The organism is Myxococcus sp. AS-1-15 (assembly GCF_020037055.1).
GTDB classification, from domain to species: Bacteria; Myxococcota; Myxococcia; order Myxococcales; family Myxococcaceae; genus Myxococcus; species Myxococcus fulvus.
Genome location: NZ_JAIQDF010000008.1, coordinates 315,996 through 327,710, shown reverse-complemented (window position 1 = coordinate 327,710; position 11,715 = coordinate 315,996). Strand labels below are relative to the sequence as shown.

8 protein-coding genes are annotated in these 11,715 nt (G+C 71.8%); 4 read left to right on the top strand and 4 right to left on the bottom strand.

Annotated features, from left to right (window positions below; all coding sequences use genetic code 11):
* Nucleotides 1-83: 83 nt before the first annotated feature.
* Nucleotides 84-1,592 (top strand): aldehyde dehydrogenase family protein, encoded by a 1,509-nt coding sequence (locus K8625_RS22995; RefSeq protein WP_223783911.1) that lies wholly within the window; start codon nt 84-86, stop codon nt 1,590-1,592.
* A 118-nt stretch (nt 1,593-1,710) separates the two neighbouring features.
* Complete coding sequence (locus K8625_RS22990) at nt 1,711-2,424, top strand: esterase family protein (protein ID WP_223751152.1); 714 nt, start codon at nt 1,711-1,713, stop codon at nt 2,422-2,424.
* Nucleotides 2,425-2,446: 22 nt separating this feature from the next.
* Here the strand turns inward: K8625_RS22990 and K8625_RS22985 are convergent, their stop codons facing one another.
* The 4 genes from K8625_RS22985 to K8625_RS22970 all read right to left on the bottom strand — a co-directional run bounded on the left by K8625_RS22985 (nt 2,447) and on the right by K8625_RS22970 (nt 9,316).
* A complete protein-coding gene (locus K8625_RS22985) occupies nt 2,447-3,865 on the bottom strand; it encodes an MATE family efflux transporter (protein ID WP_223751153.1) in 1,419 nt (472 codons plus the stop codon).
* A 154-nt stretch (nt 3,866-4,019) separates the two neighbouring features.
* The gene (locus K8625_RS22980) at nt 4,020-6,143 is read right to left on the bottom strand and encodes a beta-propeller domain-containing protein (protein ID WP_223783910.1); all 2,124 of its coding nucleotides are present in this window, start codon (nt 6,141-6,143) and stop codon (nt 4,020-4,022) included.
* 174 nt (nt 6,144-6,317) lie between these two features.
* A complete protein-coding gene (locus tag K8625_RS22975; RefSeq protein ID WP_223783909.1) occupies nt 6,318-7,487 on the bottom strand; it encodes a TIGR02266 family protein in 1,170 nt (389 codons plus the stop codon).
* Nucleotides 7,487-9,316, bottom strand: coding sequence for an Hsp70 family protein (locus tag K8625_RS22970; protein ID WP_223783908.1), 1,830 nt, complete (start codon nt 9,314-9,316; stop codon nt 7,487-7,489). The genes K8625_RS22975 and K8625_RS22970 overlap by 1 nt, the downstream gene beginning before the upstream one ends.
* A gap of 158 nt (nt 9,317-9,474) precedes the next feature.
* Between K8625_RS22970 and atpH the strand changes: the two genes are divergently transcribed.
* Nucleotides 9,475-10,014 carry an ATP synthase F1 subunit delta gene (atpH, locus tag K8625_RS22965; RefSeq protein ID WP_223751233.1) on the top strand — a complete coding sequence of 180 codons (540 nt, stop codon included), beginning with the start codon at nt 9,475-9,477 and terminating at the stop codon, nt 10,012-10,014.
* Between the two features lie 199 nt (nt 10,015-10,213).
* Nucleotides 10,214-11,650: a PAS domain-containing protein gene (locus tag K8625_RS22960; protein WP_223783907.1), complete on the top strand. Its 1,437-nt coding sequence runs from the start codon at nt 10,214-10,216 to the stop codon at nt 11,648-11,650.
* Nucleotides 11,651-11,715: the final 65 nt, after the last annotated feature.

The window sequence follows — 11,715 nt, the reverse complement described above, 5'->3', positions numbered from 1 at the left end:
ACGATATTCGCCCATGCCGCGACCCGTCATGAACGCGGCCTCGATTCTTCGCAGCGAATCCCGACGCGCGAGGAGGTAGACCCATGTCGCAGATTGAACTCGTTGGCGAGCCCCTGCTTCACCTCGAAAGCTCCCGCCTGCTGGCCGAAGCCCGGCGAGTCGTCCCCGAGGCCTTCGACGCCCAAGGCCGTCTGCTCTCCCCCATCGCGGGCTCCTGGGTCCACCCGCCCGCGTGGTTCGACGCGCGCTCGCCCATCGACGGCCAGGTGCTCGCGTCACTGCCGCTGCTCTCTCAAGCCCAGGCCGTCCAGGCCGTGGAGAAGGCCGCCGGCGAGTTCCTCCCCTGGTCCGCCCGCTCGCTCAACGCGCGCATGCACGCCGTCCTCGACGCGCTGGACTCGCTCGAGGACCACCGGGACCTGCTCGTCCGCGTCCTCGCCTGGGACATCGGCAAGACGCTGCCCACGGCCAGCAACGACGTGGACCGCTGCCTCACCGGCCTCGAGTGGTACCTGGAGAACATCGGCCCGATGCTCGAGTCCCGCGCGCCGCTCGGCCTCGTGTCGAACATCGCCTCCTGGAACTATCCCTTCTCCGTCCTGCTGCTCAACGTGCTCGTGCAGACGCTCGCGGGGAACTCGGTCATCGCGAAGATTCCCACGCAAGGGGGCGGCGTCTCGCTCACCCTCGCCTTCGCGCTGATGCGCCGCGCGGGCCTGCCCGTGTCGCTCGCGGGCGGTCGCGGCAAGGACCTCTCCGAGGCCCTCGTGGGCCACCCGCTCATCGCCGGGGTCGCCTTCATCGGCGGCCGCGCCAACGGCGCCGAGGTCCACCGCCGCCTGCGCGACACGAACAAGCGCTACGCCCTGGAGATGGAGGGCGTGAACGCCTACGCCATCACCCGGTTCACCGACTGGGACGGCCTCTCCCGCCAGATTCGCGCGGGCTTCGACTTCGGCAAGCAGCGCTGCACCGCCTACACCCGCTGGGTCGTCGAGAAGTCCCTCGTCCCCCGGTTCGTGCGCGCCTACGTGGACGCCGCGTCCTCGCTGCGCGTGGGCCACCCACTGCTCGGCGGCGACGTGGACTTCGGCCCGCTCATCTCCGCCAGCAAGGTGGCGGAGCTGCGCGCGCTCATCGACGACGCCCGCGAGCGCGGCGCCGCGGTGCTGCACGAGGGCACGCTCGCCGATGACGCCTTCACCCCGGGCCAGTCGCGCGGGAGCTACATCGCCCCCACCCTGCTCTTCGGCGTGCCTCGCGACAGCGAGCTCTACCTGCGCGAGCCCTTCGGCCCCGTCGACGTCCTCATGTCCGTGGACTCCGAGGAGGAGCTCATCCGCGAAGCCAATGTCTCCCAAGGCGCGCTCGTCGCCTCCGTGGCCACCGATGACCCACAGCTCGCCGAGCGCCTCGCCTCCCAGCTGCAGGCCTTCAAGGTCGGCATCAACAGGCTGCGCTCGCGCGGAGACCGCGAGGAGCCCTTCGGCGGCAAGGGCGGCTCCTGGGCCGGCGCCTTCGTCGGTGGCACCCACCTGGTGCACGCCTTCACCGAAGGCCCCCATGCCCTCGAGGGGAACTGGCCGGACTGAACTCCCCGGGGGCATCCTTCCAGCACCCGACACCCGCCGCGGCGAAAGCGAGGTCCGTCAGGACCACACGCACCTGACGTTGCCCGTCCTTGACGCGGCGCGGTTAAGCTCGCGCCCCATGAACCGCGAATACCACCGCTGGCATAGCGCGCGCCTGCATCGGGACATGGAGCTCTTGCTCTACGGCCACTCGGGAGAACCCGTGCTGCTGCTGCCCACCAGTCGCGGCCGCTTCTTCCAGGCCGAGGACTTCGGCCTCATCGGCGCCATCGCCGACCGCGTCCAGTCCGGCCGCTACGTCATCGTGTGCCCGGACTCCGTGGACGAAGAGTCCTGGTTCAACACGTCCGTGCACCCGCATGACCGCATCGCCCGGCACCAGGAGTGGGAGCAATACCTGCTCAACGAGGTGGTGCCGCTGCTGATGAGCCGCAGCACCGGCGGGCGCCTCACCCTGGCCGGGTGCAGCTTCGGCGGCTTCCACACGTACAACGTGGGCCTGCGCCACCCGCACGTCTTCCGCCGGCTCATCTCCATGGGCGGCAAGTTCGAGACGGACGAGTTCCTCGACGGCCACCAGGACAACGACGTCTACTTCCACTCCGCCACGCAGTGGCTGCCCAACGTCCACGACAACAGCCAGCTCGCCGCGCTCCAGCGCGTGGAGATGGTGCTGGCGGTGGGCGAGCACGACTTCTGCCGCCCCTCCAACGAGCACCTCTCCAGCCTGTTGTGGAAGAAGGACATCGGCAACCAGCTCGCCATCTGGCAGGGCGGCAACCACGACTGGCCCGTCTGGCGGGAGATGATTCAGCAGTACCTGCCCTGGTAGCCGGCGAGGACGCCGCGCCCGCTCACGACTCGAGCGGGCGCAGCGTGCCGGCGCTGATGCGGTTGAAGCGCCAGAGCAGCGACAGCGCCACCGCGATGAGCCCCGCGCACAGGCCCCACCAGATGCCCACCACGCCCAGCCCCAGCTTGAAGCCCAGCAGCAGCGTGAGCGGCAGGCCGATGGCGTAGTGCCCCACCATGTTCGCCAGGAACGTGAAGCGCGTGTCGCCCGCGCCGCGCAGCACGCCCGCGCCCACGCCCTGCACCCCGTCGAACACCTGGAAGATGGCGCTCACCATCAGCAGGGGCACCACCAGCGGGAGCACGTCCTCGGGGGCGCCCGCCAGCCGGGCCAGGGCCCCGGGGAAGAGCGCGAACGCCAGCGCCCCCAGCGCCATGAAGCCCGCGCCGCCCGCGAAGGCGATGAAGCCGCTGAGCCGCGCCCGGGGCGTGTCGTGCGCGCCCACCGCCCAGCCCACCCGCACGCTCCCCGCGTTGCCGATGCCCATGGCCACCGTGAAGGTGACGCTCGAGTACGCGATGGCGATTTGATGCGCCCCCACGCTCGCGGCTCCCAGCCCCGCCGACAGCACGCCCGCCAGCGCGAAGACGCCAATCTCCGCGGCGATGTGCAGGCCAATGGGCACACCCACCCGGATCGCCTGGGCCAGGTCGCTCCACACGGGCCGACGCACGGGCCGCTCGCCCTCCGGCGCGGGCAGCTTCGCGATGGCCAGCACCACCACGCCCAGCTGCAACATCGTGCACAGCGTCGAGGCCAGCGCCGACCCGGCCACGCCCATCGCCGGCACGGCCCGCAGGGGGCCGAGGTACCCGGGCAGGTTCGCGCCGCCGAACACCAGCAGGATGTCCGCGCCCAGGTTCAGCACGTTCGCCAGCACCGTCGCCACCACCAGCGGCCGCGTGTACGCGGTGGACTGGAGATAGGAGCGCATCGTCAGGAAGGCCAGCATCAGCGGCAGGCTCGGCCCGCGCCACAGCAGGTAGTCCCAGGCCCCCGCGATTTCCGTCTCGCCGATGCCCGCGAGCGGCAGGAGCAGGGGCGACAACATCAGCAGGCTGAACAGCAGCAGCCCGGCGAACAGCGACATCCAGCCGCCTTGCCACAGCAGCCCCCGCGCCCTCGCCATGGCGCGCCCGCCCACCGCCTGGGACAGGAGCGGGTCGAACCCCATCATCAGCCCCATGCCGAAGCCGCTGACGGCGAAGAACAGGCCGTTGCCCAGCCCCACGGAGGCCAGCGCCGACGTGCCCGCCCGCCCCACCACCAGCGTGTCCACCAGCCCCATGAGCGACTGGCCGCCCTGGGCAATCGCGATGGGGATGGCCAGGCGAGAGAGCGCGCGAAGCTCCGCCAGGATGGCGGCGCGACGGGAGCCGGGCCGGGGCGACGACGAGGAGGGTGCGACGGCGGTGGACATGGCGGCCTCGGCCTATAGCGCCTTCCGCCATGGAATGCGCCAGCCGAGAGCGACGCCCCCGCGCTCCCTCTCCTGACCCCTGGGGTGCCCACGAAACGAAGGGGCCCCGGGACCCACATCATGTCCCGAGGCCCCGAGCCGTCACACCGGTGCCTCAGGGCACCGGCGCGTCGAAGTACGTGGTGGCCAGGGGCGTCTGGAGGGCCCCCACGTTGGCCACGCGGATGCCCGCGTCGGTGATGGCGTACACGAAGTCATCCGCCATCACACTGCGGCGCACCTCCGGCGCCCAGTACCAGCTCCAGTGCGGGTGCTCGAAGCGCTGGAACATGTCCCGCGCCGACACCGCGCCCACCGGCGTGAAGCCCGTGGCCGTGTCCACGCGGAACACGCGCAGCTCGCTGGTGAAGCCGGACCAGTAGTCGGGGCGGCTGTAGTCCCAGTCCACGAAGGGCACCGCCACCAGGCCCTTGGCCGCGAAGTAGTTGAACGCCTTGTGGTCGTGCAGGGCCTCGCTGCCGGAGCCGCTCGTCCCCATCCGGTGGGTGAAGGCCTCGCGGGGGTTGGCCAGGTCCGTCACGTCGAACAGCGACAGCTTCAGCGCGCGGTTGCGCCAGCCGCCGTCCTCGTCGCGGTCCTCGCCAAAGGTGAGCAGGTGCGTGTCACCCAGCGGGTGGATGTACGTGGAGAAGCCCGGAATCTTCAGCTCGCCCACCTTGCGCGGGTGGGCCGGGTCGCTCAGGTCGAAGGTGAAGAGCGGGTCCGTCTGGCGGAAGGTCACGATGTAGCCCTTCTTGCCCACGAAGCGCGCGCTGAAGATGCGCTCGGTCGGCGCCAGGTCCTCGCTGCGCCCCAGCTCCTCCAGCCGCCCGTTCTTCGGGGCGAACGTCACCAGCCGGCTCACGGTGTCCGGGCCGTTGGTGGTGGGCGTCGACACGCCGTCACCATTGCCCGCCGTGCGCCACGTCGTCACCGTGGTGGCCACGCGCAGCACGCCCTCGTGCTCGTCCATGGCGAACTGGTTGACCAGCACTCCAGCCACCGAGCCGCTGCCCACGTACGTGGCGCGCGCCGGCTCACGGATGTCGAACTTGTGGATGTACGAGTGGTCGGACTGCTCCGCCACCTGCTGCCACCACCAGTGGTTGGCGGACAGGTACAGGGACTCGGTGGACGCGTACACCACGCCCGGCGCGGACACCACGCTGGTGCGGCCCAGCGGCGCGGCGCCTTCCACCGTGTCCAGGTCCAGCGACAGCACCGTCACGAAGCCCAGCCCCGTGGGCGCGTTGGCGTGGAAGAAGTCCGAGCAGGAGAAGGGCAGCGCGGTGGTGGTGCCGTCCGCCGCCACCCGGCGACCGGGCTCCACCCAGTCCGCCAGCGTCTGGTCGCGGATGAGCTTCTCGTTCTTGACGATGAGCGCGTCGAGCGCCGCGTTCATCTTGTCGCGGTTCTCCAGCTCACGGGAGTACTCGGGGTAGAAGCGCACGTCCGAGGGCCAGCGGAACTCGTCCGTCATCACCAGCCGCACGGCGCTGTCCACGCGGCGCGCGGTGAGGTAGCCGCCCGGCAGGAACACCTGCTGCTTCACCTGGGGCGACGCCAGGTCCGACACGTCCACCACCGTCACCTTCAGCGTGCCGCCCTGCATGTAGCCGCAGCGCAGGCCCGCGCAGTCCGGCAGGGGCGCGCCCATCATCGGGGAGTCGCCCCACACCGAGGGACGACCGGGACGGTCCTCGTACACCTGCGACGCGATGACCAGCCGCTGGCGCTCCTTGTCGTAGAGCATCTCGCGCGGCTGACCTTCGATGGCCAGCGACGACACGCGCGTGAGCTGGTCCGCGGGCCAGGAGCGATTCACATACAGCTTGGACCCGGACAGCACGAAGATGTGGTTGCCGTCGTTCTGCACGAAGTCCGCCTCGTGCACGCCGGCCACCTGGTTGTTGGTGCCCGTGTAGTCGTCGGGGCCGCGCGGCGCGCCAGCGCCACCGTTGTCCTCGGAGGGCATGGGCGCGCCCGTGGGAGGCGCCGCGCCGTCGCCGAACCACCACTGCAGACCGCGGGGCCGCATCGACTCCACCGACGCGCGCATCCGCTTCGTCGCCGTGTCCTCGATGTGCCGCTCCAGCGCCTCGCAGCCCTCGAAGGCATCCAGCCGCGCCTCCTGCGCCACCGGCTCGTTCTCCACCTGCGGATACGTCTTGTCGTCGTCACAACCCACCGCAGCCACCGCCACCAGCCCCACCCATCCGTAGCGCTTCCATCGCCGCATGAGATTCCTCCCGGTTCGTGTCTGTTGGCCTCATCCGCGGCGCGAGCTGGAATCCCCCAGCCCGCCATGCCCGGATGACGGCACGGCCCGGGCGCGCTCTTGCCACCCCCATGCCAGCAACCACGCTGACTCGGGACACCGGGATTTCCAGGGGCTTGCGGGCGCCAGGGCCTCTCAGAAACCTGAGGCGCGCGGATTCCCCGTGGGGGGAAATCCGTGAGTCCGCGGCACGAAGCGGACGAACTGCTGCGTCAGCGCCGGGTCCATGCGCTCCAGGCGCAGGCCCATGCCCGCCGGTGCACGGAAGGCGCCAGGGGTGCGCGGCGGGTTGGCCCAGACGACGGTGGCCTCGGCCGAGCACGGTGAGCGCTGTCCGGCGAGCGACACCTTCAACGACAACCGGGTGCCCTCGCGCGCCGGGGTGAGCGTGCGCACGAAGAGGGCCTCGGGGCTGGCGTCGTGGCTGAAGCCCGTCAGCGCGGCGCCCCCGGCCAGCGGGGCGAACTCCACCACGGTGAAGAAGGGCACGCGCTCGGCGGCCCGCAGGGGGACGCGGTCGGGCGTCAGCCGCGACAGCACGCGCCCGAGCAGCTCATCGGCGCCCAGGTGGCGCTTCTCCAGCAGCGGCGCGCCCGACAAGGCCTGCGCACGGGCGAGCACCTCACCGGACTCCTCCGCGCGCGACAGGAGCACCAGCGGCTTCTTCGGGTTCGCGTCGCGCAGCCGCGCGGCCAGGGCCAGCGTCTCGCGCGGGGCCCGCGACACGTCGACGAGGAAGCCGTCGAGCTGCGCGCCGTGCTCCGCCGCGAGCGCCTCCGCGTCCTGCGCGTCGCGCGCGTAGAGGACGTGCAGGCCCTCCTGCTCCAGCGAGCCGCCCAGGAACGTGTGCAGGAAGCGGCCGCCCTCGACGAGCAGCACGCGGCGGCCCTTGGGAGGCCCCTCCTTCGCGCGCTCACGGGCGTTGCGCACCGCCACCAGCTTGGCCTGCAGCGCCTCGAGCGCGACGGGCTTGGGCAGGAAGTCATCCGCGCCCGCGCGCCAGCAGTGCATCACCTCGTGCGGCTCGCCGGCGGAGGTGAACATGATGACGGGCACGTTGCGGCCCGCGGGGTGTGACTTCACCGCGCGGCACACCTCGTCGCCCTGCATGCGCTCCATGCGCAGGTCCATCAGGATGAGCATGGGCGCGCGGCGGGCCAGCTCCGCCAGACACGCCTCGCCGCCCTCCAGCGTCACCGGCTCGCAGCCCAGCCGGGCCAGGTGCAGCCGCACCACCTCGCGCGCGGTGCGCGAGTCGTCCACCACGAACACGGCTTCCCGCGTGGTGGAGCCGGGCCCGTTCATCAGGCCCGCGGCTCCTGCTTGCCGCCGGACAACAGCTGCGTGAGCTGCCGGGCGATGGCGGCGCACTTCGCCGCGTCCTTGCTGTCCAGCGCGGTGCGCCCGCCGTCGAGCAGCTTCTGGACCGTGCCCACCGCGGCCTCGGCCTCCGGGCTGGGGTTCTCCTGCGCGCTCTTCTGGAGCATCCGCGCCAGCTTCTCGCCGCGCTCCAGCAGCTTGCGGAACAGCTCCTCGGCGCGCTTCGCGTCCACCACGCCCTGCGACTTCGCGTAGTTCGCCTGCTCCGCGCCCAGCTTCTCCGCCTCGCCGTGCGGCAGGCCCGCGCGCGCCTCCAGGCGCACCGTCTCCATGTTGCCGGTCGTCAGGTCCGTGGCCTTCACGGACAGGATGGCCTCACCGGACAGCTCGAAGACGACCTCCAGCGGCACGTCTCCGCGCGCGGCCACGTGCAGGTTCTTGAGCACCACCTCGCCCAGCTTGTGGTTCTCGTCCTGGAACTCGCTCTCGCCCTGGTACACGGGGATGCGCGCCTCGTGCTGGCCGGAGGTGCCGGGGAAGAAGATGTCGCGCGCGACGACGGGCACGCCCGTGTTCTTCGCGATGAGCCGCTTCACGCGCCCGCCCAGCACGCCCACGCCCAGGCTCTGGCTGGCCACGTCCAGCAGCAGCGCCTGACCGGACTGACGCAGCAGCTCGTCCGCCTGCACCGCGGCGCCCAGCGCCACGGCCTCGTCCGGGTGCACGTCCGTGGACGGCTGCCGACCGAAGAAGTCGGCGACGAGCCGCCGCACCAGCGGCACGCGCGTCATGCCGCCCACCAGCAGCACCACGTCCACCGAGCGCGGGTCCATCTTCGCCTCGCGCATCACGCCCTCGCACACCTCCAGGCAGCGGCGCGACAAGGGCTCCGACAGCGTCTCGAAGAACGAGCGCGTGAGCACCGTCTCCAGCTCCGTCGTGCGCCCGCCCTTGCCCGAGTGGTCGCCCAGCCCCGTCACGGAGATGGTGGACTCCTCGTGCTCGGTGAGCTCGCGCTTGGCGGCCTCGGCGGCGACCTTCAGGCGCCTCAGGCTCTGCGCGTCCTGCGACACCACGTGGCGCAGCTCATCGTCCACCTGGGCCAGCAGCCACTGGACGATTCGCTGGTCGAAGTCCTCGCCGCCCAGCCGGGGGTCGCCGCCGGTGGCGCGCACCTCGAAGACGCCGGACTTCACGTCGAGGATGGACACATCGAAGGTGCCGCCGCCCAGGTCGAACACCAGCGCGTTGCCCTCGAAGCCGCGCGACAGCCCGTACGCGAGCGCCGCCGCGGTGGGCTCGTTCACCAGCCGCACCACCTCCAGGCCCGCAATGGACGCCGCCTCGCGCGTGGCCTGGCGCTGGTTGTCGTCGAAGTTGGCGGGGACGGTGATGACACACTTGCTGACGGGGCGGCCGAAGTGCGCCTGCGCGTCCAGCGCCAGCTCGCCCAGAATCATCGCGGAGACCTGCGTGCAGGGCATCACCCGCCCGGCCAGCTTCACGCGCACGTCACCGGCGGGGCCCGCGACGAGCGGATAGGGCACCAGCGCCTTCGCCTGCTGCACCAGCTCCGGCGTGTAGCGCCGCCCGAGGAAGCGCTTGGTGGCCCAGACCACCGAGTCCGGATGCTCCTCCGCCAGCACCTGGGCGGCCTGGCCCACGACGCGCTCGCCGCTCTTGGTGACGCCGAGCACGGAGGGCGTCAGGCGGCCCCCCGCGCGCGAGGGGATGAGGCGCGGCCGGCCATCTTCCACGGTGGCCACGGCGCTGTTGGTGGTACCCAGGTCGATGCCGATGACGGGGTCGTGCATGGGGGGCGGTCGGGACCCCACGGTACGGGTCTTCCCGCCTCCTCGCCAAGCCCCCTCGCGTCGGACCTGCCCTCCGCCTGTCGCTTCCCTGCCCGCCCGGGCACGACGGCCACGGGGGTGGACGGCCATGGGGCACCATGCTAAGGGCGCGACCCGTCATGGTGAACGTCTCCATCGCCCGCCGCTACGCCCGTGCCCTCCTCGACGTCTCGTCGGAGGCGGGCCGCATCGATGCCGTCGCCGAGCAGCTCACCACCTTCGCGGACATCCTCGCGAAGAACCCCGAGCTCACGGACGTGCTCAACAACCCCGCCTACTCGCGCTCCCAGCGCGGCCAGGTCGTGGAAGGGGTGATGAAGCTCATCCCCGGGCTGGAGCCGGTGCTCGCCAACACCCTGCGCCTGCTGGTGGACCGCAACCGGCTGGTCTACGTGCCGGACATCGCCCGCGTGTTCCGCGACATGGCGGATGCCCGCGCCGGCCGCGTCCGCGGCAACGTCACCAGCGCCGCCGCCCTCCCGGCCGACACCCTGGCCCAGCTGCGCCAGACCCTGCAGCAGCTCACCCAGCGCGACGTCATCCTGGAGACCCGCGTGGACCCCAGCCTGCTCGGCGGCGTGTCCGCCCAGGTGGGCAGCATCCTGTACGACGGCAGCCTGCGCACCCAGCTGGACCAGATGCGCCGCGAGCTGAAGTAGCACCCGCCGTCCGGGGCGTGCGGCCGCATCCTCGCGGCCAACGCCCCAGGTCGTCCACGCACCCGGTAGTCCGGGGCAAACCGGCATTTCCAGTAGCCCTGGGACAGAGGTATACTCGGGGGAACACGGGGCAACCCCGGGTTTTCTGGACGACCTCAACATGCCGCAGTCCCTGTTTCACCCCCTTCCCGGTGGCCCGATGTTCGCCGTGGCCCCCGAGGAGGCCTGGCCCTTCCTCGGCGCGCTGCTGAACGCGACGGGTTGTGGCATCGCCCTGCTGGACAGGGAGTTCAGGCCCGTGTGGGTGAATGGCGCGCTGACGTCGCTGTCGGGGCTGGAGACCCGGGCCTATCTGGGGCGTCCCCTGGTGGACGTCTGGCCGAAGGTGGCCTTCTCGCTGGCCCCGCTGCTGACGCGTGCCCTCTCGGGGGAGAACGTGGTGGAGGCGCCGCTGACGGGGGTGCTGGCCGCGGGCTCGGGTGAGAAGCACCTGCGGGTGGGGCTGTCCCCGGCGCACCAGGCCGGGGTGCTGGCGGGCGTGGTGCTGTGGGTGCGCGACGAGACGGAGCGCGTGCGCGACGAGGCCCGGCTGCGCGAGCGCGAGGCGCACATGCGCAGCCTGGCCGACGTGGCCTGTGACGGGCACTTCCTGCATGAGAACGGCGTGGTGCTGGACGCCAACCGCGCGCTGGCGCACCTCCTGGGCCACGACTCGCCCCGGGAGTTGATCGGCCACCACCTGGTCGAATGGGTGGCGCCGGAGTACCGGCCCGCCGTCATGTCCGCGGTGGCCCGGGGGGTGGAGACACCCTACGAGGTCATGTGCGTGCGGCGCGATGGCCAGCGCATCCCCTTGGAAGTGCTGGGGAAGTTCGTGACGTGGGAGGGCCGGCAGGTGCGGCTGGCCGCCATCTGGGACATCAGCGGGCGCAAGGCGGCGGAGGAACGCGCCGAGCGCACCGAGCACTTCCGGGAGCAGCTGCTGGGCGTGGTGGGCCACGATTTGCGCTCCCCGCTGGAGAGCATCCAGTCCGGCACGAGCGCCCTGCAGCGGCTGGAGAACCTGGAGGAGCCCCAGCAGCGGCTGGTGGGGCACGTGGCCCAGGCCGCGCGGCGCATGGAGCGGATGATCCACGAGCTGCTCGACTTCACCCGGGCCCGGCTGTCCGGCGGGCTGCCGGTGCGCCCGGAGCCGCTGGTGCTGGACCGGCTGGTGGAGAAGGTCCTGGAGGAGCGGCGGCAGGTGCACCCGGGCCGCACGCTGCTGATGGAGACGCAGGGGGATTTGCGGGGCCACTGGGACGCGGGGCGCATCACCCAGCTGGCGGACACGCTGCTGGGCAGCGTGCTCCAGCACAGCCCGGAGCCCACCCCGGTGTGGCTCAAGCTGGTGGGCGCGGTGGGGGGCGTGACGCTGTCCATCCGCAACGACTCGCTGATGGTGCCGCAGGAGGAGCACGCCACCCTCTTCGAGCCCTTCCGCCGGGGCCGCCCCGCCAGCGCCGAGGGCCTGGGTCTGGGCCTGTTCATCGCCCGGCAGGTGGCCGTGGCCCACGGGGGCCGGCTCACCGTGGAGTCCTCCCAGGGAGGAACGCGCTTCGTCGTCTGGCTGCCCCGCGAATCCTCCGTCCGCTAGGGCGCCGCGAGCGCCCGCCCGCCCTCGCTCGGCCGGTGTGGGAGCGCCGGGACTTAAGGGGTTGA